Source organism: Streptomyces sp. NPDC014889 (assembly GCF_043081205.1).
Classification (GTDB): Bacteria; Actinomycetota; Actinomycetes; order Streptomycetales; family Streptomycetaceae; genus Streptomyces.
The window spans coordinates 58,941-82,377 of sequence record NZ_JBIBWH010000011.1 but is presented as its reverse complement, the minus strand read 5'-3'; the positions used below and the strand labels follow the sequence as shown (position 1 = coordinate 82,377).

Genomic DNA, 23,437 nt, shown 5'->3' with positions numbered 1-23,437 from the left:
CGCCGTCATCCCGCGACCAGCCGGTCCGAGGCCCCCGGGGGGAACATGCCCAGCCGGTGGGCCAGTGCCGCCGCCTCACCACGGCCCGAAACACCCATTTTAGCCAGGATGTTCGAAACGTGGACGCTGGCCGTCTTCGGCGAGATGAAGAGTTCCTCCGCTATCTGCCGGTTGGTGCGGCCGGCGGAGACCAGCCGCAGGACGTCGCGTTCCCGGCTGGTGAGCCCCAGGGACTCGACGGGGTCGGCCGAGGCGGAAGGGTTCTGCGGGGCGCCGGTCAGGGCGAGGCGGGCACGCCGGGCCAGCAGGGCGACGGAGTCGGCGAGCGGGCGGGCGCGCAGGTGTGCTCGGCGACGGCGTGCGCCAGGCGCAGCAGCTCGGTGGCCCGGTCCCGCTGGTCCTCGTCGGTGCCGAGCAGGACCTCGGCGAGCCGGCAGCGGACGCGGGCGAGGTCGTAGGGGCGCTCCAGCGTCTCGAAGGCGGCGACGATCCCGGCCCATTCCTCCGGGCAGCCGCGGCCCTCGGCGCGCAGCAGTTCGGCGCGCACCCAGCGTTCGTACGCCTGCCAGACGGGCACGTTGGTGGTCAGCGACTTGGCGGCGGCGCGGATGCGCTCCAGGGTCTCGGCGCGTCCGGGGCCGGCGGCGGGCAGCCCTGCCGCACGGGTCTCGACCGTGGCGGCGGTGAGCAGCAGCGGCCAGCCGTAGCGCTGGGTGCCGGGTGGGAAGCCGTCGTCCAGGACGCGTTGAAGTTCGGCGCGGGCGTCCAGCAGGCGGCCCTCGCCCGCGGCGACCCCGATGACGATGCGGGCGAGCGGCAGGGCGTGCTGGGGGGCGTTGTCGTGGGTGCCGAAGTTGTCGAGGGCGTCGGCCAGTTGATCGGAAGCCTCGGCCAGGTCGCCCCGTTCGAGGGCGAGTTCGGCGCGGATACGGGCGTGGAAGCCGCGCGGCTTGGCGCTCTGGCCGACGCGCCGGGACCGGGAGGCGGCCTCGGCGGCCTCCTCCCAACGCCCCAGGGTGAACAGCGACTCGGCGAGGTTGCCCCACACCCAGGCCTCGCTCTCAAGCAGGCCGAAGCACCGGGTGAAGGCGATGCCCTGTTCCATGAGCGGCACGGCCTCGCGGGAACGGCCGACGGACTCCAGCTCGGAGGGCAGGTTGACGTAGGAGCGGCCGGCCACGGCGGCGATGCCGTCGCCGACCGTGCGTCTGTTGACCTCGTACATCTCGGCGAGGCCCGCCTCGACGTCGCCGGCCTGGACCATGAGGCCGCCCAGGGTGAGCCGCGCGGTCATCTCGATCTCGCGGGCGCCGACCATGCGGGCGTACTCCACGGCCCGTTCGGCGGCCGAGAGGGCGTCGGGGCCCGGCACGTGCACCATGGACCACTGGGCGACGTTGGCCAGCACCTCCGCGTGCACCTCGGACGGGGGCAGCCCGCGCACGAGTTCCTGCGCGGTCCCCAGTTCCTGCCAGCCGTCGCCGTGGGCCTTCGACTGGACCAGTTTGGAGCGCTGGATCCAGAACCAGGCGGCCCGGAGCGGGTCGTTCTCCTCCTCCACCAGGCGCAGTGCCCGCTTGGTGATCTTCAGGGCGCGGTCCCGCTCCCCGCAGAAGCGGCCCGCGACGGCGGCCTCGGCCATCAGGTCGAGGAAGGTCAGCGGGGCCGTCGCCGGATCGCAGCCGCAGGGAGGGTAGATCTCGGTGTAGTCGACGGGCCGCAGCCGGGCCCGCACCTCGTGCGGCGCGGCGTCCCACAGCTCCATCGCCCGTTCCAGCAGCCTCAGTTGCTCGCTGTAGGCGTGGCGGGCGCGGGCCGCCACGGAGGCGTCCAGGACGGCGGGCAGGGCCTTGGCCGGATCGTGGGCGTGGTACCAGTAGCTGGCCAGCCGTGTGACCCGCTCGTCGGCCGGGACGAGGGTCGGGTCGGCCTCCAGGGCTTCGGCGTAGCGGCGGTTGAGGCGGGTGCGCTCGCCGGGCAGCAGGTCGTCGCCGACGGCCTCACGCACCAGGGAGTGCCGGAAGCGGTAGCCGTCGCCGGTGGGGGCGGCGATGAGGATGTTGGCGTTCACGGCGCCCCGCAGCGCCTCGATGAGGTCGTCCTCGGCGAGCCGGGCGACGGCCGCGAGCAGCCGGTGCTCGACGGTGGACCCGCCCTCGGCGGCGATCCTGACGATCCGCTGGGCGGACTCGGGCAACTTCTCCACCCGGACGAGCAGCAGGTCGCGCAGGGAGTCGCTGAGGCTGGTGCGGCAGCCCTCGTGGGCGGCGACGGCGAGTTCCTCGACGAAGAAGGCGTTGCCGTCGGAGCGTTCGAAGATCTCGTCGACCTGGACCGGGTCCGGTTCGGTGGCGAGGATGCCGGCGATCTGGCGGCCCACTTCCTGCCGGGTGAAGCGGGCGAGTTCGAGCCGGTGGACCGTGCGGAGCCGGTCGAGTTCGGCGAGCAGCGGCCGCAGCGGGTGACGGCGGTGGATGTCGTCGGAGCGGTAGGTGGCCAGGACGACGAGGCGGCCGGTGCGCAGGGTGCGCAGCAGGTAGGCGAGCAGGTGCCGGGTGGAGGCGTCGGCCCAGTGCAGGTCCTCCAGGGCGACGACGACCGTGTGGTCGGCGGCGACGTGCTCCAGCAGGCGGGCGGTGAGTTCGAAGAGGCGGGCCATGCCCTCCTCGTCGTGCCGGCCGGTACCTCGGGCGGTGGCCGGTTCGCCGAGTTCGGGCAGCAGCCGGGCGAGTTCCTCCTCCTGTCCGGCGGCCGCGGCGGCGAGTTCGCCGGGCAGTTCGCGGCGCAGGGCGCGCAGGGCGGCGGAGAAGGGGGCGAACGGCAGTCCGTCGGCGCCGATCTCCACACAGCCGCCGAGTGCCACGACGGCGCCGGCGCGAACGGCGGCGCCGGCGAACTCCTCGACCAGCCGGGTCTTGCCGACGCCCGCCTCACCGCCGAGCAGCAGGACCTGCGGCTCTCCCCGTGCCGCGTGGGTGAGCGCGTCGCGCAGCGTGCCCAACTCGTCGGCGCGGCCGACGAACACCGGACTGACGGACCTGGTCTCCACATGCCCGAGCATCGCACGCAAGTCCGCCGGCGCGGCACCTGTTTTCCGCACGGCGGGCGGAAGGCCCCGGTCCACCCCCGTGGAGCCGGGACCTCCCTGTCCGCCGGGGTCCGGCCGGCCCGTGTTCACGCCGCTCGGGTGAACCGGTGCCGGTGCGGGCGGTGGGTATGGGACTCCGCCTCGGCGGTCCGTCCACCGGCCGGGCGGCGGGCGGCGCGGCGGGCACGCAGGGCGTCGCGGACCAGGCGGTCGTGCTCGGCGATGCGGCCGAGTTCGGCGGAGCGCAGCTGGTGCAGTTCGTAGTGGAACACGGTGTCTCCCTGGTGAGCGGTGGTTTCGGCGTCGCTTTCCGCGATGCCTCCACTGTCGTCTCCCAGGGGGTCCGGCCACATCGGGAGAGTGCCGCATCTTCCCCGTGCGGGGTGCCTTAGGCGCGCGTGCGGGGGCCGCGGAAGGGCCGTAAGGCACCGGTGGAGACGGGTAAGGCGGCTACGGCCCGCCCGGGACCGCGCGTAGGGAGGGGACGTCGGCCCCTGCCGGCTCAGCGGCCCTCGCGCGCGCGTGCCTCACGCCACTCGGGGGCGAGCACCGCCCACACCTCCGTGTCCTGGCGCACGCCCCGGTAGGGGAAGCTCTCGCGCAGGACGCCCTCGCGGGTCAGCCCCAGCCGGCGCGCCACGTTGACGCTCGCCTCGTTGGCCGAGGAGGCGTGCCACTCCACGCGGTGCATGTCCCGCTCGTCGAACGCCCAGTCGATGAGCACCCGCGCGCCACGCGTGACGAGTCCGCGTCCGGTGCCGGCCGGCTCCAGCCAGCAGCCGATCTCGCAGGTGCCGGTGGCCGCGTCGAATACGCGGAACAGCAGCCCGCCGACCAGCTTGTCCTCCAGCCACAGCCCGTGCAGGAAGCCGCTGTCGGCGGCGCGCTTGTCGGCGAACGACTGGAGGATGGCCCGTGCGGACTCCACGTCCGTGGCTTTCGCACCGAAGGGGACGTGCCGGGTGATGAACTCCCGTCCCCGCTCCAGGTGCGCTAGGAACTCCTCGGCGTGCCAGGGCTCCAGGGGGCGCAGTTCGGCTCCGTCACCCAGGGGTATCGCGTACATCCTGCTGTGTCTCCTTCGCCAGTTCGCTCACGACGTCCGTGAGCCTCTCATGCGCGGCGCGGCACTCGGGCGGCTCGATGCTGATCCGGGGCAGCACGCGGTCGAGCCGGCGCGGCAGCCACCAGTTGGCGCGGCCGAGCAGGTGCATCAGGGCGGGCACGAGCAGGGTGCGCAGCACGAAGGCGTCGAGCGCGACGGCGGAGGCGAGCGCGATGCCGAACATGGCGATCACGCGGTCGCCGCTGAGCACGAAGGCGAGGAAGACCGAGATCATGATGACCGCGGCGGAGTTGATCACCCGGCTGGTCTCGGCGAGGCCGACGCGGACGGCCCGCCGGTTGTCACCGGTCTCCAGCCACTCCTCGTACATCCGGCTGACCAGGAAGACCTGGTAGTCCATGGAGAGCCCGAAGAGCACCGAGACCATGATCACGGGCAGGAAGGGTTCGATGGGGCCGGCCCGGCCGAGGCCGAGGAACTCGCTGCCCCAGCCCCATTGGAAGATCGTGACGACGACGCCGAACGCGGCGGCGACGGCGGCTATGTTCATCGCGGCGGCCTTGAGCGGGATGCCGAGGGACCGGAAGGCGAGCAGCAGCAGGACGCAGCCGAGTCCGACCACCACGCCGACGAACAGGGGCAGTCTGCCGATGATCACGGCGGCGAAGTCGTCGTATCCGGCGGTGACCCCGCCGACGTGCAGGTCGAGCGTGGTGCCGGTCTCGGCGCGCGGCAGCACCTCGGTGCGCAACCGGTGGACGAGGTCGCTGGTGCGCTGGGACTGCGGCGCGGAGTCGGGGACCACGGACAGGTACGCCACGGTGCCGCCGGCGTTGTAGGTCGCCGGAGTCACCGCGGCGACGCCCTCGGTGGCGCGCAGGGTGGTGTCGAGGCTGTCCAGGGCGAGTCTGCCCTCGGCCCCGTCCACCCGGGTCACCAGGGTGAGCGGCCCGTTGACGCCCGGCCCGAAGCCCTCGGCGACGAGGTCGTACGCCTTCCGGGTGGTCGCCGTGCTGGGGTCGTTGCCCTGGTCGGAGGTGCCGAGGTGGAGGGAGAGCGTGGGCAGCGCCAGCACGGTGATGACGGCGAGGGCGACGACGCCGAGTGCCTTGGGGTGGCGTTCGACGAAGGCCGACCAGCGGGCGGCGAACCCGGTGGGCACCTCGGGTACGGGCCCGTGCTCGGCCAGGCGGCGCCGTTCGCGGCGGCTGAGGGCGCGCAGGCCGACGATCCTGAGCAGCGCGGGCAGCAGGGTCACCGAGGCGGCGACGGTGAGGACGACGGTCAGGGAGGCGGCGACCGCCACGCCGTTGAGGAAGCCCAGCCGCAGGATGAGCATGCCGAGCAGGGCGATGCACACCGTGGCGCCCGCGAACACGACGGCGCGTCCGGTGGTGGCGACGGCGTTCGTGACCGCCTCGGTGGGGGTGAGTCCGCGTTTCAGTCCGCGCCGGTGCCGGGTGACGATGAACAGCGCGTAGTCGATGCCGACGCCGAGTCCGATCAGCATGCCCAGCATGGGCGCGAAGTCGGCGACCGTCATGGCGTGGCCGAGCAGTCCGATGGCGGCGTGGGCGGTGCCCACGCTCAGCAGCGCGCTGGCGATGGGCAGCACGGCCGCGGCGAGCGAGCCGAAGGCGATGAGCAGCACCCCGGCCGCGACGAGCACGCCGACGATCTCGGCGGTGTGGTCGCCGGAGGCCGCGGTGAGGCTGATCGCGCTGCCGCCGAGTTCCACCTGGAGCCCGTCGGTTCCGGCCGCCTTGGCCGCTTCGACCACGGCCTCGGCCTGGGGCTTGGTGATGTCCTGGGACGGGTGGGTGAAGGTGACGGTGGCGTACGCGGTGCGCCCGTCGGGGCTGATCTGGTCGGAGCCCTGGACGTCCTGGTCCTTGTAGGGGCTGGTCACGGACGCCACCTGGGGCAGCGCGGCGATCTTGTCCAGGGTGCGGGTCATCGTCTGCTCGACGTCCGCGGCGCGCACCGTGCCGGACGCGGTGTGCCAGACGACGGTGTCGCTGTCGCCGCCGAGTCCGGGGAAGCCCTCCTTGAGCAGCTGGGTGGCGCGTCCCGACTCGGTGCCGGGGACCTCGTAGTCGTTGGAGTACGCGGAGCCGGTGACCGAGGCGGCAGCGGTGACCCCGCCGAAGGCAAGGAGCCAGAGCAGTACGACGACGAGGCGGTGCCGGACACACCAGCGCGCTAGGGCTGCCACGAACGTGCTCCCTGGGGGATTTGTGGATCTTTGACCGGGAACAGTCGTCCATGATCGGAACAGCCCGCAAAGAACGCATGAGCAATCTGAAGACACTCTTGCAGGCAAATCTGATCGTTTAGCCCGTTCGTGGGCCGATTCACATCAGTGCGACCCAATTCACAGGACAATCAGAGGAAGTCTGTCGTCCCGCCGGACGTTCGCCGTGCCGGCCCCGCGATTCCACCGTGGATCCATCGCGTGTCCGCCGCGCGGTCAGTCGAGCTGGTCGCCGAGCGCCATCACCATCGTCCCGGCGATCAGCAGCCACAGTGCCCGCCGGGTGCGTCCCCGGGAGCCGATGAGGGCCGCCACGGCGCAGACGGCGGCGCCGGCGGCGTAGGCGGCCGGGACGAGCGCGGAGGCCGCGCGGGTCAGCCGCAGCAGCGACGCGGCGAGTCCGGCGAGCGTCAGCAGGGCGCCGGCCCCGGCGGCGGTCCACCGGGCACGGCGCGCGACCTCGGCGGGGTCCTCCCACTCGTCCTCGGCGTCGTCCGGAGCCCCGGCGTCGTCCGGAGCCCCGGCGTCGTCCGGAGCCCCGGCGTCGCCTTCGCCCACCGTACCGCCCCCGCCCACGCCCGCGTCCGCGTCGACGTATCCCTCGGCGTGGTCCTCCGGCCCGGCCGCCTCGACGTCGTCGGCCCCGGATATGCCGGGGTGCGTTTCGGAATCGGCGCGTCCACTCATGGCGCGCGAGCGTAGCGCCTCCGTCCGGCGGCACCGACAGGGGGTGGGCCGCGGACCCCGTGCGGGCATGACGCGGGGGGTGCGCCGGATCCGGTGCACCCCCCGAGACGGTTCGCGGGCTCAGCCCTCGACGCCGAGCTTCTCCAGGATCAGCTCCTTGACGCGGGCCGCGTCGGCCTGGCCGCGCGTGGCCTTCATGACCGCGCCGACCAGGGCGCCTGCCGCGGCCACCTTGCCGCCGCGGATCTTGTCCGCGATGGCCGGGTTCCCGGCGATCGCCTCTTCGACGGCGGCGGTCAGCGCGCCCTCGTCGGAGACCACCTTCAGGCCGCGCTTGTCGACGACCTCGTCCGGGGTGCCCTCCCCGGCGAGGACGCCCTCGATGACCTGGCGGGCCAGCTTGTCGTTCAGCTCGCCCCCGGCGACCAGCTCGGTGACCCGGGCGACCTGCGCCGGCGTGATCGACAGCTCGTCGAGCGCCTTGCCGGACTCGTTGGCCGCACGCGCCAGCTCGCCCATCCACCACTTGCGGGCGGATGCGGCGTCGGCACCGGCGTCGATGGTGGCGACGATGAGGTCCAGGGCGCCGGCGTTGAGGATGGCCTGCATCTCGGTGGCCGAGACGTCCCACTCCTCGCGGAGCCGGTTGCGGCGCACCAGCGGCAGCTCGGGCAGCGCGGCGCGGATCTCCTCGACCCACTCGCGCGAGGGCGCCACCGTGACCAGGTCCGGCTCGGGGAAGTACCGGTAGTCCTCGGCCTCCTCCTTGACGCGGCCGGAGGTCGTGGACCCCGTGTCCTCGTGGAAGTGGCGGGTCTCCTGGATCACCGTGCCGCCGCCGGAGAGCACGGCGGCGTGGCGCTGGATCTCGAAGCGGGCCGCGCGCTCCACGGACCGCAGCGAGTTGACGTTCTTCGTCTCGGAGCGGGTGCCGAACTTGTCGGCGTCCTTGGGCATCAGCGACAGGTTGACGTCGCAGCGCATCTGGCCCATCTCCATGCGGGCCTCGGACACGCCGAGGGCCCGGATGAGCTCGCGCAGCTCACGGACGTAGGCCTTGGCCACCTCCGGGGCCCGCTCGCCGGCGCCGGTGATCGGCTTGGTGACGATCTCGATCAGCGGGATGCCGGCGCGGTTGTAGTCAAGCAGCGAGTGGGACGCGCCGTGGATGCGGCCGGTGGCGCCGCCGACGTGCGTCGACTTGCCGGTGTCCTCCTCCATGTGGGCGCGCTCGATCTCCACGCGGAAGGTCTCGCCGTCCTCCAGCTGCACGTCGAGGTAGCCGTTGAAGGCGATCGGCTCGTCGTACTGGGAGGTCTGGAAGTTCTTCGGCATGTCCGGATAGAAGTAGTTCTTCCGGGCGAAGCGGCACCACTCGGCGATCTCGCAGTGCAGCGCGAGGCCGATCTTGATGGCGGACTCCACGCCGGTCGCGTTGACGACCGGGAGCGCGCCGGGCATGCCGAGGCAGGTCGGGCAGGTCTGGGTGTTCGGCTCGGCGCCGAGCGCGGTCGAGCAGCCGCAGAACATCTTGGTGGCGGTGCCGAGTTCGACATGGACCTCGAGGCCCATGACGGGGTCGTACGACGCCAGCGCGTCCTCGTACGACACCAGGTCGGTCGTGGTGGTCACGGTGAAAACTTCCCTCTCAGCCCAGCAGGACGTCGTCGTCGCCCAGCCGCTTCAGCTCGCGGTAGAGGATGGCGAGGCCGGTGACGATCGCTACGGCGGACACGGTGGCGTCGATCAGGCGCAGCGTGTCGTGCTCGGCGCGGGCCTTCTTGATCTGCTTGGCGACACCGACCGCGCCGAACGCGGTGGTGGCCATGGACACGTACGTACCGGACTTGGACTTCTTGAAGCCCTTGGCCTTGGCGAGTGCCTTACTCACAGCGACGGAGCCTCCTCGAGCAGCGGGTGCCCCCACTTTTCCACGAAGGCGGCCTCGACGGCGGCACCCACCTTGTACAGCCGGTCGTCCTTCATCACCGGGGCGATGATCTGCAGGCCCACCGGGAGGTTGTCCTCGGGCGCGAGACCGCAGGGCAGCGACATGGCCGCGTTGCCCGCCAGGTTGGTCGGGATGGTGCACAGGTCGGCGAGGTACATCGCCATCGGGTCGTCGGCGCGCTCGCCGATCGCGAAGGCGGTGGTCGGGGTGGTCGGGGAGACGATCACGTCGACCTGCTCGAACGCCGTGTCGAAGTCCCGCTTGATCAGGGTGCGGACCTTCTGGGCGCTGCCGTAGTACGCGTCGTAGTAGCCGGAGCTGAGCGCGTACGTGCCGAGCATGATCCGGCGCTTGACCTCGGCGCCGAAACCCTCCTCACGGGTGAGGGAGGTGACCTCCTCGGCGGAGTGCGTGCCGTCGTCGCCGGTGCGCAGGCCGTAGCGAAGGCCGTCGAAGCGGGCCAGGTTGGACGAGCACTCGGACGGCGCGATCAGGTAGTACGCCGACAGGGCCAGGTCGAAGGACGGGCAGTCCAGCTCGACGATCTCGGCGCCCAGCTCCTTGAGCAGTTCGACGGACTCGTCGAACCGCTGGATGACACCGGCCTGGTAGCCCTCGCCGCGGAACTGCCTGACGACGCCGACGCGCATGCCGGCGACGCTGCCGTTGCGGGCGGCCTCGACGACCGGCGGGACCGGCTCGTCGATGGAGGTGGAGTCGAGCGGGTCGTGCCCGGCGATCACCTCGTGCAGCAGGGCCGCGTCCAGGACCGTACGGGCGCAGGGGCCGCCCTGGTCGAGGGAGGAGGAGAAGGCGACCATGCCGTAACGGGAGACCGCGCCGTACGTCGGCTTCACGCCGACCGTGCCGGTGACGGACGCCGGCTGGCGGATGGAGCCGCCGGTGTCGGTGCCGATGGCGAGCGGAGCCTGGTAGGAGGCGATCGCGGCGCTCGAACCGCCGCCGGAGCCACCCGGGATCCTGGTGAGGTCCCAGGGGTTGCCGGTGGGCCCGTAGGCGCTGTTCTCGGTGGAGGACCCCATGGCGAACTCGTCCATGTTGGTCTTGCCGAGGATCACCACGTCGGCGTCCTTCAGCCGCTTGGTGAGCGTCGCGTCGTACGGCGGGATCCAGCCCTCGAGGATCTTGGAGCCGACCGTGGTCGGCACGCCCTCGGTGGTGAAGATGTCCTTGAGCGCGAGCGGCACGCCGGCCAGCGGGCCGAGCTTCTCGCCGCGCTCCCGCTTCGCGTCGACGGCGCGGGCCTGGGCCAGCGCGCCCTCACGGTCGACGTGCAGGAAGGCGTGCACCTTCTCGTCGACGGCCTCGATGCGGGCCAGGTGGGCCTCGGTGACCTCGACGGCCGTGAGCTCGCCGGAGGCGATCTTCGCGGCGGTCTCGGCGGCGGTGAGCCTGATGATGCTGTTCATGTCCGTCACGGCTCTCACTCCTCGCCCAGGATCTGCGGCACCTTGAAACGCTGCTGCTCCTGGGCCGGGGCGCCGGAGAGCGCCTGCTCGGAGGTGAGCGACGGACGGACCTCGTCCGCGCGCATGACGTTGGTCAGCGGCAGCGGGTGGGAGGTCGGCGGTACGTCTTGGTCGGCGACCTCGCTGACGCGGGCCACCGCGCCGATGATGTCGTCGAGCTGTCCCGCGAGGTGTTCGAGTTCCTCGGGCTTCAGCTCCAGACGCGCCAGCCGGGCGAGGTGGGCGACCTCCTCGCGCGTGATGCCAGGCATGCAGCGATCCTCTGGGGTGAGTGTGTGTGCTTTGGCCCAATCCTAGGGGGCCGGACGGGGTGGCCGTGAAACGGTTTCCCTGACCCCGCCCCACGGGGCCGGCGTTCAGCGGCGCGCGTCCCACACGCGGCTGCTCAGGAAGTGGTTGTCGTACAGGTCCTGCACCTCCAGCAGGCTCTCCGGACCGACCTCGCCCAGGCGGATGCGCTGGAGGTGGCGGAAGTACGCGAAGCGCTCGACGCCCGGCGTGATGACGATGAGGAGGTCGGCCCCGCGGCCGGGGGCGGCGGCGAAGGCATGGGGCCGGCCCGGCGGGACGACGACCAGGCCGCCGCGCTCGGCGGTGATCACGTCGTCGCCGGAGAGCAGCTCCGCGGTCCCGTCCAGGACGAAGAACATCTCGGCGGAGTCGTCGTGCCAGTGGGGCCGGGCCCCGTCGGCGCCCTCGGCCAGGGTGACGCGCACGGTGGACAGCGCGCCGCCGGTCGCGCTGCTGTCGGCCAGCAGCCTGACGCCGACGGGGTCCCCGCCGACCACCTCGGCCTCGGCGTCGCGCACGAGCACGGTGCCGTCGAACTTCGGGACGAACAGAGACATCTCCAAACCCCCTGGCCCTTGCGTACGCATGCGGACCGACGCGATCGGTGAGCGGACGTCTCCACACAACCCTCCGGCCCTCGCACCCGGCAAGACGAGCGGGTGGACGGCGGGAGAGGACCGTCACTCGTCGGCCGCCGCCGCGGGCAGCGCCGCGGCGGGCCGCTGCCAGCCGCGCGACCCGCGCGCCCGCAGCCACGCCGTCGTCTCCTCCGGCGGCATCGCGGCGGCGACGAGCCAGCCCTGTACGGCGTCGCAGCCGAGGTCCCGCAGCCGTTCCCAGGTCTCGTCGTCCTCGACGCCCTCCGCGACGACCAGCAGGCCGAGGGAGTGCGCGAGGTCGACCGTGCAGCGCACGATCTCGGCGTCCTCCGTGTCGACCGCCAGCCGGGCCACGAACGAGCGGTCGATCTTCAGCTCGCTCACCGGCAGCCGGCGCAGGTGCACCAGCGAGGAGTAGCCGGTGCCGAAGTCGTCCAGCGACATCTTCACGCCGTGCCCGGTCAGGGCGTGCAGGGTGTCGGCGGCCCGCTGCGGGTCCTCCAGCAGGACGTGCTCGGTGATCTCGAGCTGGAGCGCCCCGGCCGGCACGCCGTGCCGCGCCAGCCGCGCGGCCACCGAACCCGCGAACCCGGGTATGTGCACATCGCGCGGGGAGACGTTGACCGCGACCGGGACGTACAGTCCCTGGGCCCGCCACCGGGCGACCTGCGCGAGCGCGGTCTCCAGCACGTACTCCGTCAGATGGGGCATCAGGCCCGAGGACTCGGCGATCGCTATGAACTCGTCCGGCGGCACCTTGCCGCGCTCGGGGTGCACCCAGCGGACCAGCGCCTCCAGGCCGGCGACCTGTCCGTCGAAGCGGACCTTCGGCTGGTAGTGCAACTGGACCTCGTGGGCGTCGAGGGCCCGGCGCAGATCGCCCAGCAGCCCCAGCCGGTCGGGGGTGTTGGAGTCCCGCTTGGACTCGTAGACCTCCACGCCCGTGCGGTCCCGCTTGGCCTGGTACATCGCCACGTCCGCCCGGCGCAGCAGGCCTTCGGCGTCCAGGGCGTGGTCGGGGAAGACGGCGACGCCCGCGCTTGCCTCCAGCACCAGGGTGAGTCCGTCGAGGTCGAGCGGGGAGCTGAGGACGGTGACCAGGGCGCGCGCGATCCGGGTGGCGGACGTCGTGGAGTCGGCGACCGGCAGCAGCACGGCGAACTCGTCACCGCCGAGCCGCGCCGCCTCCGCACCGCGCGGCAGTGCCTGCCGCAGCCGGTCGGCGATCTGCAACAGCAGCCGGTCCCCGGCGAGATGACCGAGCGTGTCGTTGACCGAACGGAACCGGTCCAGGTCGATCAGCATCAGCGCGGACCGGGCGCCGATCCGTTCGGCGTCGTCCAGAGCGGTCCAGATGCGTTCGAGGAGCCACTGCCGGTTGGGCAGTCCGGTCAGCGGGTCGCGGAGCTGCTCCTCGGCCCGGGCGCGGGCTATCCACAGGGTGGAGTCGAGGGCGATGAGCGGAACGGCGAACAGCGGCAGCAGGACGGGTTTGGCCACGGCCACGACGCAGACCAGCGGCGAGATGCCGAGCAGGGCGACGGCGACCAGGCCCTGTCTGATCACGGCGGTGCGGGCGACGGTGGCCACTCCGGGGCCGCGGGAGTGGTGCACGAACCAGAGCAGGCCGCGGGTGACGAGCAGGTAGGCACCGGCCGCCAGCACGACCGGGGCCGCGGTGGAGGTGGTCCAACCAGCCGGGCTCCAGGGGCTCTCCACGGTCGGTACGCGGCCGAAGGCGCCCAGCACCAGGCCGCCGGCGCCGATGCCGAGGATGTCCACCGCCCCGTGCAGCACGCCCTGCCGCCAGCGGTGGCGCCGGGCCGCCGCGACCAGGACGACGACGGTGAGGCTGACCATGCCGGCGGGCACCCAGCCGTAGAGCAGCAGCACGGCGACGGTGAGGGTGGCGCCGGAGCCGGTGCCGCCCCACCAGCGGGCCCGGCCGAGCATGACCAGGTGACCGACGATGACGCCGGTGAGCAGGGCCAGGCACCAGCCGGCCGTGCCGGACGGGAAGAGCGCGTGGTGGTCGGTGAACGCCCGGTACACGCCGACGCCCAGCTCGGAGGCGGCCGCCGCGACGATCGCCGCGGGCAACATGACGCCGGGCAGGTGCCGTTCGGGTTCGGCGCCGTGCAGCCCGGAGAAGCGTTCGACGGCCGTGTGTGCGGAGGCGCGGGCGCGCGCGACGGTGTACTGTCCCGCAACGCGTCCGGGGTGCTCCGTCGCGCCCGGACGCGCCGGTGTCCGCTCTTGTCTCCCCCGCCATGCGCCGGCCATCCGGCGCAGCCGTGAGTGCGGGGCGGCGCTCTCGGTCGGTTCCATTCCCGTCCCTCTCACAGCCGGCGGTTGCCCACGCCACGCGGCCCGATGCCCCACGACCCCTGGACGGCACCGCGCTGGAAAACCTTCCACGCACTCCTGACGAGCACGGGAATGCCCCGGCCGCGGTTGGGCACGGCGGGCGCACAGCTCAACAGTAGGCCGCAGAAGGCTTCCACGGGCAGCGGTCGTCGACGGTTGCCCGAATGCGCCCCGGCCACCCGTATGCATCTGGTATGCGCCGAACAGGCGGAGTTCAACCGCTACTCGTCGGCCGGAAGCGCGACTTCGGCCGCCGCGTCCGGTCCGCGCTCCAGAAGGACGCGGAAACCGTCCTCGTTCAGGACGGGCACCTTGAGTTGCATCGCCTTGTCGTACTTCGAACCGGGGTTGTCGCCGACGACCACGAAGGAGGTCTTCTTCGACACCGAACCGGTCACCTTCGCGCCGCGGGTCTGCAGCGCCTCCTTGGCCCCGTCGCGGGTGAACTGCTCCAGGGTGCCGGTCACCACGACCGTCAACCCCTCAAGCGGGCGCGGGCCTTCGTCCTCGCCGGAGCGCTCCTCCTCCATGCGGACGCCGGCCTCCCGCCACTTGCGCAGGATCTCCTGGTGCCACTCCTCGGCGAACCACTCCTTGAGCGAGGCGGCGATGATCGGGCCGACGCCCTCCGTGTTCGCCAGCTCCTCCTCACCGGCCTGCTCGATGCGGTCGATGGAGCGGAACTCCCGGGCCAGCGCCTGGGCCGCGACCGGTCCGACATGACGGATCGACAGGCCGGTGAGGACGCGGGCGAGCGGGCGCTGCTTGGCGGACCGGATGTTCTCCAGCATCGCCAGCGCGTTCTTCTTCGGCTCGCCCTGCTGGTTGGCGAAGACCGTGACGACCTTCTCCTCGCCGGTCTTCGGGTCGCGCTTGGGCAGACCGCTGTCCTGGTCGAGGACGTGGGCCTTGATGGGGAGGAGTTGCTCCACCGTCAGGTCGAACAGGTCGCCCTCGTCCTTCAGCGGCGGCCCGGCGGGCTCCAGCGGCTTGGTGAGGGCGGCCGCGGCGACATAGCCGAAGTGCTCGATGTCCAGTGCCTTGCGGCCCGCCAGGTAGAACAGGCGCTCACGCAACTGGGCCGGGCACGCACGCGCGTTGGGGCAGCGCAGATCGACGTCGCCCTCCTTCATCGGCCTGAGCGGCGTACCGCACTCGGGGCACTCGGAGGGCATCACGAACTCGCGCTCGCTGCCGTCGCGCAGGTCGACGACCGGTCCGAGGATCTCCGGGATGACGTCACCGGCCTTGCGCAGCACCACCGTGTCGCCGATGAGCACGCCCTTGGCCTTGACGACGTCCTGGTTGTGCAGGGTGGCGAACTCCACCTCGGAGCCGGCCACCGTGACCGGCTCGACCTGCGCGTACGGCGTGACCCGGCCGGTCCGGCCCACGCCCACCCGGATGTTGACGAGCTTGGTGTTGACCTCCTCCGGCGCGTACTTGTACGCGATCGCCCAGCGCGGCGCGCGGGAGGTGGAGCCCAGCCGGCCCTGGAGCGGGATCTCGTCCAGCTTGACGACCACGCCGTCGATCTCGTGCTCCACGGAGTGGCGGTTCTCGCCGTAGTGGGCGATGAACGCGCGGACGCCGTCGAGGTCGTCGACGACCCTGTTGTGCCGGGAGGTGGGCAGGCCCCAGGACCTGAGCAGGTCGTAGGCCTCGGAGAGGCGGGTCAGTCCCTCGTACCCCTCCAGGGCGCCGATGCCGTGGACCACCATGTGCAGCGGCAGCGTCGCGGTGACCTTGGGGTCCTTCTGGCGCAGCGAACCGGAGGCGGAGTTGCGGGGGTTGGCGTAGGGCTTCTCGCCGGCCTCGACGCGGCGGGCGTTGAGGCCCTGGAATGCCTCCATCGGGAAGTAGACCTCCCCGCGGATCTCCACCAGGCTCGGCACCCGGTCGCCGTTCAGCCGGTGCGGGATCTCGGCGATCGTCTTGACGTTGGGCGTGATGTCCTCGCCGACGCGGCCGTCGCCACGGGTGGCCGCGCGGGTCAGCCTGCCGTCCTCGTACGTCAGGTTGACCGCGAGGCCGTCGACCTTGAGCTCGCACAGGAAGTGGTGACCGGTGGTACCGACGTCCTTGGCGACCCGGTCCGCCCAGGCGGCGAGCCCCTCGTCGTCGAAGACGTTGTCCAGGGAGAGCATCCGCTGCCGGTGCTCGACCTCGGCGAGGTCGGTCTCGTACGCCACGGCGACCTTCTGGGTCGGCGAATCGGGCGTGCGCAGCTCCGCGTGCTCCTCCTCCAGCGCCTCCAGTGAGCGCAGGAGCTGGTCGAACTCGGCGTCGCTGATGACGGGAGCGTCCTTGACGTAGTACCGGAAGCGGTGCTCCTCGACCTGCTCCGCGAGCCGCGCGTGCTTCTCCCGTGCCTCGACGGGTACCGCTGTTTCCGCTTGCTGCTTGTCGCCGGCCACCGTGTTGTCCTCCCGTTACTCTGGGTTGTCCGCGAGCGATCCCGCCGCCCGGACGCAGTGGGCGAGCGCCTGGCGCGCGTACGCGGGGGAAGCGCCCGCGAGTCCGCACGCCGGGGTGACCGTGACCGCCTCGGCGAGAAGCTCCGGCCGCAGCCCCAGCCTGCGCCACATCGTCCTGACACCCATGACGCTACCGGCAGGGTCCGACAACGGGCCGTCCGTGCCGGGGACGACACCGGCGAAGAGCCGGGTGCCCGCCTCGATCGCCTCCCCGATCGCCTCGTCGTCACGCTCGGTGAGGAGCGAGACGTCGAGGGAGACCGCCGCGGCGCCCGCGCGGCGCAGCAGGGCGAGCGGGACCTCCGGAGCGCACGAGTGGACCACGACGGGCCCCTCGGTGTGCGCCCCGAAGACGTCCCGAAGGGTGGCCTCCACGATCTGCCGGTCGACGGCGCGGTGGGTCCGGTAGCCGCTGGCGCTGCGCACCTGCCCGCGCAGGACGGCGGTCAGGGACGGCTCGTCGAGCTGGAGGACGAGCCGGGCGCCGGGAACGCGCCGGCGCACCTCCGCGAGATGGAGCCGCAGTCCCTCGGCTAGGGAGCCGGCCAGGTCCCGGCAGGCGCCGGGGTCGGACAGGGCCGCCTCGCCGTTCCTGAGCTCCAGGGCGGCGGCGAGCGTCCACGGCCCGACCGCCTGCACCTTCAGCGCACCCTCGTACCCCTGGGTGTACTCCTCCAGGGCGTCGAGGTCCTCCCCGAGCCAGGACCGCGCCCGCCGGGTGTCCCGGCCCGGCCGGTCCCCGAGCCGCCAGCCGCTGGGCTCCACGCGCGCGTAGAGCTCGACGAGCATCCCCGCGGTGCGACCGATCATGTCGGCGCCGGGGCCGCGTGCGGGCAGCTCGGGCAGGAAGGGGAAGTCCTCGAAGGTGCCGGTGACGGTCTTGACCGCCTCCCGGGCGTCCCCACCGGGCATGGATCCGACGCCGGTGGCGGCACCGAACCTGAACTGGCTGTTGTCGCTCACCCGGGAAGCCTACGCAACCCGCCGGGGGCGGGGCCGCCTCAGGGGGCCGCGGCCCCCGGGGACCGCCCCCGGCCTCGCGTCACCGGCGCCCCCGGCCCGGCGTCAGCGGCCCGGACGCACCGTCAGGTCGTTCACCTCCGCGTCCCGCGGCAGGTCGAGCGCCATGACGATGGTCGTGGCGACGGAGTCGGGGTCGATCCACTTCCCGGGGTCGTACTCCTTGCCCTCCTGCTGGTGGACCTTGGCCTGCATACGGCTGGCGGTGCGGCCCGGGTAGACCGAGGTGACCCGGACGCCGTTGCCGTGCTCCTCGTGGCGCAGCGAGTCCGCCAGCGCCTTCAGGCCGTGCTTGGAGGCGGCGTACGCGGACCAGTCGGCGTGGGCGCTCAGGCCCGCGCCGGAGTTGACGAACAGCACGTGGCCGCGCGAGGCGCGGAGCTGGGGCAGGAAGTGGCGGGTGAGTTCGGCGGGGGCGATCAGGTTGACGTCGAGCTGGTGCCGCCAGGTCTTCGGGGTGAGTTCGCCGACCGGACCGAGGTCGACCACGCCCGCGATGTGGAGCAGGGATTCCACCCGGTCGGGCAGCGTCTGGTGGGAGAACGCCCAGCTCAGCCGGTCGGGTTCGGCCAGGTCGCCGACGAGCGTCCGGGCGCCGGGGAACGCTGCGGCCAGTTCCTTGGCCCGTCCGGCGTCGCGCGCGTGCAGCACGAGTTCGTCCCCGCGCGCGTGCAGGCGGCGGGCGACGGCCGCGCCGATGCCGGAGCCGGCCCCGGTGATCACATGAGTAGCCATGCCCGCCATGCTCGCATCACCGGTTCAGCCCGCGCGGAGCGCGTCGTCCAGATACGTCATCGCGCCCGCGGGCTCCTCGGCGAAGAACACCAGCTCGGCGAGCGGCCGGGGCAGGAACCGGTCCTCCTCCATCCGGCGGAACTGCTGCTTGAGGCCGTCGTAGAAGCCGTCGGTGTTCAGCAGCACCACCGGCTTCTCGGTCCTGCCGTGCTTCTTCAGCTCCAGGATCTCGGTGGCCTCGTCGAGCGTCCCGGTGCCGCCCACCATGATCACGACCGCGTCGGCCTTCTCCAGGAGCAGCTTCTTGCGCTCGGCGAGATCCCGGGCGATCACCATCTCGTCCGCGCCGGGCCGCGCCTTCGCCGACAGGAAGTCGACCGACACCCCGATCAGCCGCCCGCCCGCCTCCTGCACACCGTCCGCGACCACCTTCATCAGACCGGTGTCGGACCCGCCCCAGACCAGGCTGTGCCCGCCCTTGCCGATCAGCCGGGCGAAGTCCCGCGCGGGGCGGGTGTAGCGGTCGTCGAGGTCGGCGGCGGAGAGGAAGACGCAGATGTTCATGCGCCCACGGTACGCGGCGCGGACACCGGCCCCGGGGGCGGGAAGAAGCGGGGTCCCGCGGGTGCTGTACCGGCTATGACCCAAGGACACACGATCACGATCGACAAGAGCGACGAACGCGTGCGTGTGGTGCGCGACGGCCAGGTCCTCGCGGAGAGCGGCCGCGCCCTGGTACTGCGCGAGACGGGGTGCCCGCCGCGCTACTACCTGCCGCCCGAGGACGTGCGCCGCGACCTCCTGACGGCGTCCGACACGCAGACGTACTGCCCCTTCAAGGGCACGGCGTCCTACTGGTCCCTGCCCGGCGCGGCGGACCTGGTGTGGGCCTACCCGGACCCGAAGCCGGGTGTCGCCGAGATCAAGGACCACCTGTGCTTCTACGACGTGGAGGTGTTTTGACCCGATGAGGCCGCCGCCGCGTGGCAGTCTTCAGTGGCATGACTGGCATGTCGGGCATGGACAAGAAGACCGTCTCGCGTGACGGCACCTCCCTCGCTTACCACCGCACCGGGCAGGGCCCGGTGGTCGTCCTCGTCAGTGGTGCTATGTCGGCGGGGGCCACGCTGGCGCCGCTGGCGGCGGTGTTGTCGGGGCGCTGCGACACCGTCGTCTACGACCGCCGGGGCCGCGGCGGGAGCGGGGACACGGCGCCCTACGCGGTGGAACGCGAGGTCGAGGACCTGGCCGCGCTGATCGACGCGGTGGGCGGCGAGGCGGCGCTGTACGGCGTCTCCTCCGGCGGCGCGCTGGCCCTGCGGGCGGCGGCGAGCGGGCTGGCGGTCCGTCAGGTCGCCGTGTACGAGCCGCCGTTCGCCGTGTACGAGGGCGGCGCACGGGAGCGCGCCGAGTACACCTCCAAGCTGACGGCGGCGCTCGCCGAGGGCCGGCGCGGGGACGCGGTGGAGCTGTTCCTGCTGCTGACCGGGCTGGCCCCGCAGATGATCGCCAGCGCCCGCCAGTCCCCCATGTGGGCGGGCATGGAGGCGATCGCGCCCACGCTCGCCCATGACGACGCGGTGATGGGCGACGGGCTGGTCCCCCGCGGCCTGCTGGCCTCGGTGACCGTGCCGGTCCTGTCCGTGGCGGGCGGCGCGAGCCCGTCCTGGCTGCGCGAGGCCGCCAGAGCGGTCGCCGAGGCCACGCCACGGGGCACGTACCGGACCCTGGAGGGCCAGACCCACGCCGTGGAACCGGAGGCGCTTGCGCCGGTGCTGGCGGAGTTCTTCGCCTCCTGAACAGGACGGCTGCGGGTCCCTGTCCCGGCCGGGGCCGGAAATGCGCCGGGCCACCGCGTTGTTGGCCTCCACCGAGACGGGCCCGCCACGGGTGCCGCTCGCCGCGACCGGAAGGGACACCGCAGCCATGCCCAGCACCGCGCCCGACGCCTCCGAAGCCACCGAAGCCACCTCCAAGAAGAACGCTCCCCGCCCCTGGACCGTGGCCGTGCTCGGCCCCGGCGGCGTCGGAGGACTGCTCGCCGCGCTGCTGTCCCGGGCAGGTCACCGGGTGATTTGCCTGGCCGGGGACGCGACGGCGCGGTCCCTGCGCGAGGGCGGGATACAGGTGCGCAGCGGCCAGTTCGGGGACTTCACCGCCAAGGTCGAGGCGGACACCGAGCTGCGGGAACCGGTCGACCTGTGTGTGGTGGCCGTCAAGCACACCAGCCTGGACGCCGCCCTCGATCGGGTCCCGCCGGCCGTGCTCGGCGCGGACGGCCTCGTCCTGCCGCTCCTCAACGGCGTCGAGCACCCCGGGACCCTGCGCCGCCGCTACGGCGACGACCGGGTGGCCGCGGGCGTCATCCGCGTCGAGTCGACCCGCGTCGCGCCCGGGGTGATCGAGCACGGCAGCCCGTTCACCGAGATCGACCTGGCCGGCGCGAGGGCGCACCAGCTCACCGGCCTGGCCGCCGTGCTGGAGTCGGCCGGGGTGCGGACCCGTGTGGCCGAGTCCGAGACCGCCGTCCTCTGGGCGAAGCTGGCCTTCCTCGCCCCCTTCGCCCTGCTCACCACCCGCCACGACGCCGCCATCGGCACGGTCCGCACCGGCCACCGCGAGGAACTGCGCGCCCTCGTCGGCGAGATCAGCGCCGTCGGCCGCGCGGCCGGGGCGCCGCTCGACGCGGACCGGACCCTGGCGATGTACGACGCTCTTCCGGCCGGGATGAAGTCCTCGATGCAGCGTGACGCCGAGGCGGGCCGCGCCCTGGAACTCGACGCGATCGGCGGCGCCGTGCTGCGTGCCGCCCAGCGGTACGGCGTGCCGGCGCCGACGGCCGCCCGGCTGGTGTCCGAACTGGCCCCCGTGTGACCGACTCAACATCTTTCAGGGGGAGTTGGCGTATCTAGAATCCCTGCGCGGGGGCGGCGAACGACCGTGCCCGCGCGGGGAGCAGCCATGCGTTACGCCGATCAGCCCGGTACCCACCGCGAGGTGCACATCGCGGCCGAACCGTCGCGGGTATGGGAAGTCGTCACCGACGTCGAGGCGATGGCCGGCTGGAGTCCGGAGCTGGTGCGCGTGGAGTGGCAGGACGGCGCCGACCGGCCGGCGCCGGGCGCCCGTTACGTCGGGCACAACCAGAATCCGTTCGTGGGCGAGTGGCGGACCCTCGCCCACATCACGGAGGCGGTCCCGGACCGTACCCTCACCTGGTGCGTGATGGACCCGACCGGACGGTACGGCAAGGCATCCGAAGACCCGGCGGACCGGATGGCCACCTGGTCCTTCGCCCTCACCCCGGCACCGGAGGGCGGCACCGTCGTGCGCCAGTCGGTCACGATCGGCCCCGGCCGCTCCGGCCTCAGCGCGTTCATCGACCAGGCCCCCGAAAAGGAGGAGGCGATCATCGCCTACCGCCTGGACCAGCTCGGCCAGGGCATGGACGCCACCCTGACCGGCATCAAGGAGACGGCGGAAGGCCGGTCCTAGCCGGGCGACCGGCGCCGCCCGCCCCGTCCCCGGTCCTGGGGCGGTCCGTGCGTCAGACCGCCGTGCTCGGCTCCGTCGCCCGGATCGTCGTGGCGATGGTCGCCGAACCGACGACGCGCGTGCCGTCGTACAGCACGACCGCCTGGCCGGGGGCCACGCCGCGGACCGGCTCGGTGAAGGCGACTCGGAGTTCACCGCCGACGAGTTCGGCGGTGACCTCGGTCTCGCCGCCGTGGGCGCGCAATTGGGCGGTGTAGACGCCGGGGCCGGAGGGCGCGGTGCCGCACCAGCGGGGCCTGATCGCGGTGAGGGCCGTGACGTCCAGGGCGGAGGCCGGGCCGACCGTCACCGTGTTGTCCACCGGGGAGATGTCCAGGACGTAGCGCGGCTTGCCGTCGGGCGCCGGGGTGCCGATGCGCAGGCCCTTGCGCTGGCCGATGGTGAAGCCGTACGCGCCCTCGTGGCTGCCGACGACCGCTCCCGACTCGTCGACGATGTCGCCCTCGGCCTTGCCCAGGCGGCGGGCCAGGAAGCCCTGGGTGTCGCCGTCGGCGATGAAGCAGATGTCGTGCGAGTCGGGCTTCTTGGCGACGGCCAGGCCCCGGCGCTCGGCCTCCGCGCGGATCTCGTCCTTGGTGGTGAGCGTGTCCCCGAGCGGGAACATGGCGTGCGCGAGCTGCTGGTCGTCGAGGACGCCGAGGACGTACGACTGGTCCTTGGCCATGTCGGAGGCGCGGTGCAGCTCGCGGGTGCCGTCCTCGTGCACGATCACCTTGGCGTAGTGGCCGGTGCAGACCGCGTCGAAGCCGAGCGCCAGCGCCTTGTCGAGGAGCGCGGCGAACTTGATCTTCTCGTTGCAGCGCAGGCACGGGTTCGGGGTGCGGCCCGCCTCGTACTCGGCGACGAAGTCCTCCACGACGTCCTCGCGGAAGCGCTCGGCGAGGTCCCACACGTAGAACGGGATGCCGATGACGTCCGCGGCGCGGCGGGCGTCGCGCGAGTCCTCGATGGTGCAGCAGCCCCGCGCGCCCGTACGGAAGGACTGCGGGTTCGCGGAGAGCGCGAGGTGGACGCCGGTGACGTCGTGGCCTGCTTCCGCGGCGCGCGCGGCGGCGACGGCGGAGTCGACCCCGCCCGACATGGCGGCGAGGACGCGGAGGGGGCGGGAGCGCTGCGGGGTGTCAGTCATAGCCCTTCCAGGGTACGGGGCGCGGGAACCAGGGCAGCCCGGGATGCGTTGAAGATCGCATGGGGGAGAAGAAGGCGGACGGGCAGCGGCGGACGGGGCGGCGGGCCCTGCTGCTCGGCGGGGTGGCGCTGGTGGTGGGCGGCGCCGCGGTGGAGCGCAGCGGGCTGGCCCGGCTGTGGTGGCGGCTGCCCGGCGCGCAGAAGCCGCGGGTGGAGGGCGCGGTCGACTTCGCGGGCGCCCGGTGGGTGGCGGCCTCCCCGGCGAACTACCGGCCGGCGGACCGCCCGGACGACTACCGGATCGACCGGGTCGTCATCCACGTCACGCAGGGCAGCTACGCGAGCGCGGTGAAGGTCTTCCAGGACCCGGGGCACGGGGCCGCAGCGCACTACATAGTGGGCGCGGACGGGCATGTCACACAGATGATCCGCGAGCTGGACGTGGCCTTCCACGCGGGCAACCGGGCGTACAACGAGCGGAGCATCGGCATAGAGCACGAGGGCTTCGTCGACGACGCCTCCTCGTTCACCGACGCGATGTACACCGCCTCGGCGCGGCTGACGGCCGGGATCTGCCGCCGGTACGGCATCTCCGTCGACCGGGAGCACATCATCGGACACGTGGAGGTCCCGGGCACCGACCACACGGACCCGGGCCCCCATTGGGACTGGGACCGCTACATACGTCTGGTCCGCGCGGCCGGAACCGCCCGGACCTGAAGCACGCGG

20 protein-coding genes and 1 pseudogene are annotated in these 23,437 nt (G+C 72.7%); 5 read left to right on the top strand and 16 right to left on the bottom strand.

The annotated features are described in order from the left end of the window. Positions 1-5: 5 nt before the first annotated feature. The 15 genes and pseudogenes from ACF09J_RS22690 to ACF09J_RS22620 form a co-directional block, all read right to left on the bottom strand. Positions 6-3,061 (bottom strand): annotated as a pseudogene (locus tag ACF09J_RS22690) (AAA family ATPase). A 113-nt stretch (positions 3,062-3,174) separates the two neighbouring features. Beyond that, positions 3,175-3,360 (bottom strand): hypothetical protein, encoded by a 186-nt coding sequence (locus ACF09J_RS22685; protein ID WP_392307258.1) that lies wholly within the window; start codon positions 3,358-3,360, stop codon positions 3,175-3,177. Between the two features lie 230 nt (positions 3,361-3,590). Beyond that, positions 3,591-4,154, bottom strand: coding sequence for a GNAT family N-acetyltransferase (locus ACF09J_RS22680; RefSeq protein ID WP_392307257.1), 564 nt, complete (start codon positions 4,152-4,154; stop codon positions 3,591-3,593). After that, positions 4,132-6,369 carry an MMPL family transporter gene (locus tag ACF09J_RS22675; RefSeq protein WP_392307256.1) on the bottom strand — a complete coding sequence of 746 codons (2,238 nt, stop codon included), beginning with the start codon at positions 6,367-6,369 and terminating at the stop codon, positions 4,132-4,134. Before ACF09J_RS22675 ends, ACF09J_RS22680 begins: the two co-directional genes overlap by 23 nt. Before the next feature lie 255 nt (positions 6,370-6,624). Then, entirely contained in the window at positions 6,625-7,095 is a 471-nt protein-coding gene (locus ACF09J_RS22670; protein WP_392307255.1) for a hypothetical protein, read from the bottom strand. A 120-nt stretch (positions 7,096-7,215) separates the two neighbouring features. Next, positions 7,216-8,727, bottom strand: a complete 1,512-nt coding sequence (gene gatB / locus ACF09J_RS22665) for an Asp-tRNA(Asn)/Glu-tRNA(Gln) amidotransferase subunit GatB (protein WP_392307254.1) — start codon at positions 8,725-8,727, stop codon at positions 7,216-7,218. A gap of 16 nt (positions 8,728-8,743) precedes the next feature. After that, positions 8,744-8,986, bottom strand: coding sequence for a hypothetical protein (locus tag ACF09J_RS22660; protein ID WP_392307253.1), 243 nt, complete (start codon positions 8,984-8,986; stop codon positions 8,744-8,746). After that, positions 8,983-10,485 carry an Asp-tRNA(Asn)/Glu-tRNA(Gln) amidotransferase subunit GatA gene (gatA, locus tag ACF09J_RS22655; protein WP_392307252.1) on the bottom strand — a complete coding sequence of 501 codons (1,503 nt, stop codon included), beginning with the start codon at positions 10,483-10,485 and terminating at the stop codon, positions 8,983-8,985. Before gatA ends, ACF09J_RS22660 begins: the two co-directional genes overlap by 4 nt. Positions 10,486-10,490: 5 nt before the next feature. Further along, positions 10,491-10,787: an Asp-tRNA(Asn)/Glu-tRNA(Gln) amidotransferase subunit GatC gene (gatC, locus tag ACF09J_RS22650; RefSeq protein WP_392307251.1), complete on the bottom strand. Its 297-nt coding sequence runs from the start codon at positions 10,785-10,787 to the stop codon at positions 10,491-10,493. A 105-nt stretch (positions 10,788-10,892) separates the two neighbouring features. Further along, positions 10,893-11,384, bottom strand: coding sequence for a cupin domain-containing protein (locus ACF09J_RS22645; RefSeq protein WP_392307250.1), 492 nt, complete (start codon positions 11,382-11,384; stop codon positions 10,893-10,895). A gap of 123 nt (positions 11,385-11,507) precedes the next feature. Next, positions 11,508-13,754, bottom strand: a complete 2,247-nt coding sequence (locus ACF09J_RS22640; RefSeq protein WP_392307249.1) for a putative bifunctional diguanylate cyclase/phosphodiesterase — start codon at positions 13,752-13,754, stop codon at positions 11,508-11,510. A gap of 260 nt (positions 13,755-14,014) precedes the next feature. Beyond that, on the bottom strand, positions 14,015-16,210 hold the full coding sequence (ligA, locus tag ACF09J_RS22635; protein WP_392307248.1) for an NAD-dependent DNA ligase LigA: 2,196 nt from the start codon (positions 16,208-16,210) through the stop codon (positions 14,015-14,017). Between the two features lie 15 nt (positions 16,211-16,225). After that, the gene (locus ACF09J_RS22630) at positions 16,226-17,233 is read right to left on the bottom strand and encodes a methionine synthase (protein ID WP_392307247.1); all 1,008 of its coding nucleotides are present in this window, start codon (positions 17,231-17,233) and stop codon (positions 16,226-16,228) included. A 102-nt stretch (positions 17,234-17,335) separates the two neighbouring features. Beyond that, positions 17,336-18,034 (bottom strand): SDR family oxidoreductase, encoded by a 699-nt coding sequence (locus ACF09J_RS22625; protein ID WP_392307246.1) that lies wholly within the window; start codon positions 18,032-18,034, stop codon positions 17,336-17,338. A 15-nt stretch (positions 18,035-18,049) separates the two neighbouring features. Next, entirely contained in the window at positions 18,050-18,589 is a 540-nt protein-coding gene (locus ACF09J_RS22620) for a TIGR00730 family Rossman fold protein (RefSeq protein WP_392307245.1), read from the bottom strand. 75 nt (positions 18,590-18,664) lie between these two features. Between ACF09J_RS22620 and ACF09J_RS22615 the strand changes: the two genes are divergently transcribed. The 4 genes from ACF09J_RS22615 to ACF09J_RS22600 all read left to right on the top strand — a co-directional run bounded on the left by ACF09J_RS22615 (position 18,665) and on the right by ACF09J_RS22600 (position 21,520). Continuing rightward, entirely contained in the window at positions 18,665-18,988 is a 324-nt protein-coding gene (locus ACF09J_RS22615; RefSeq protein ID WP_392307244.1) for a DUF427 domain-containing protein, read from the top strand. Between the two features lie 56 nt (positions 18,989-19,044). Further along, entirely contained in the window at positions 19,045-19,824 is a 780-nt protein-coding gene (locus tag ACF09J_RS22610; RefSeq protein ID WP_392307429.1) for an alpha/beta fold hydrolase, read from the top strand. 127 nt (positions 19,825-19,951) lie between these two features. After that, on the top strand, positions 19,952-20,899 hold the full coding sequence (locus ACF09J_RS22605; protein ID WP_392307243.1) for a ketopantoate reductase family protein: 948 nt from the start codon (positions 19,952-19,954) through the stop codon (positions 20,897-20,899). Positions 20,900-20,986: 87 nt separating this feature from the next. Further along, positions 20,987-21,520 (top strand): SRPBCC family protein, encoded by a 534-nt coding sequence (locus ACF09J_RS22600; RefSeq protein ID WP_392307242.1) that lies wholly within the window; start codon positions 20,987-20,989, stop codon positions 21,518-21,520. 52 nt (positions 21,521-21,572) lie between these two features. On the opposite strand, the gene mnmA is transcribed toward ACF09J_RS22600, so the two are convergent. Next, positions 21,573-22,709, bottom strand: coding sequence for a tRNA 2-thiouridine(34) synthase MnmA (mnmA, locus tag ACF09J_RS22595; protein WP_392307241.1), 1,137 nt, complete (start codon positions 22,707-22,709; stop codon positions 21,573-21,575). Positions 22,710-22,768: 59 nt separating this feature from the next. On the opposite strand from mnmA, the gene ACF09J_RS22590 reads away from it, so the two are divergent. Continuing rightward, positions 22,769-23,428 carry an N-acetylmuramoyl-L-alanine amidase gene (locus tag ACF09J_RS22590; RefSeq protein ID WP_392307240.1) on the top strand — a complete coding sequence of 220 codons (660 nt, stop codon included), beginning with the start codon at positions 22,769-22,771 and terminating at the stop codon, positions 23,426-23,428. The last annotated feature ends 9 nt before the right edge of the window (positions 23,429-23,437 follow it).

Excerpts from the sequence above, each read along its gene's own strand:
- ACF09J_RS22625 (WP_392307246.1), bottom strand. The coding sequence starts at position 18,034 with ATGGCGGGCATGGCTACTCATGTGATCACCGGGGCCGGCTCCGGCATC.
- ACF09J_RS22605 (WP_392307243.1), top strand. The coding sequence starts at position 19,952 with ATGCCCAGCACCGCGCCCGACGCCTCCGAAGCCACCGAAGCCACCTCC.
- ACF09J_RS22610 (WP_392307429.1), top strand. The coding sequence starts at position 19,045 with ATGGACAAGAAGACCGTCTCGCGTGACGGCACCTCCCTCGCTTACCAC.
- ACF09J_RS22615 (WP_392307244.1), top strand. The coding sequence starts at position 18,665 with ATGACCCAAGGACACACGATCACGATCGACAAGAGCGACGAACGCGTG.
- ACF09J_RS22600 (WP_392307242.1), top strand. The coding sequence starts at position 20,987 with ATGCGTTACGCCGATCAGCCCGGTACCCACCGCGAGGTGCACATCGCG.
- ACF09J_RS22640 (WP_392307249.1), bottom strand. The coding sequence starts at position 13,754 with ATGGAACCGACCGAGAGCGCCGCCCCGCACTCACGGCTGCGCCGGATG.
- ACF09J_RS22620 (WP_392307245.1), bottom strand. The coding sequence starts at position 18,589 with ATGAACATCTGCGTCTTCCTCTCCGCCGCCGACCTCGACGACCGCTAC.
- ACF09J_RS22590 (WP_392307240.1), top strand. The coding sequence starts at position 22,769 with ATGGGGGAGAAGAAGGCGGACGGGCAGCGGCGGACGGGGCGGCGGGCC.
- gatC (WP_392307251.1), bottom strand. The coding sequence starts at position 10,787 with ATGCCTGGCATCACGCGCGAGGAGGTCGCCCACCTCGCCCGGCTGGCG.
- ACF09J_RS22670 (WP_392307255.1), bottom strand. The coding sequence starts at position 7,095 with ATGAGTGGACGCGCCGATTCCGAAACGCACCCCGGCATATCCGGGGCC.
- mnmA (WP_392307241.1), bottom strand. The coding sequence starts at position 22,709 with ATGACTGACACCCCGCAGCGCTCCCGCCCCCTCCGCGTCCTCGCCGCC.
- ACF09J_RS22680 (WP_392307257.1), bottom strand. The coding sequence starts at position 4,154 with ATGTACGCGATACCCCTGGGTGACGGAGCCGAACTGCGCCCCCTGGAG.
- ACF09J_RS22645 (WP_392307250.1), bottom strand. The coding sequence starts at position 11,384 with ATGTCTCTGTTCGTCCCGAAGTTCGACGGCACCGTGCTCGTGCGCGAC.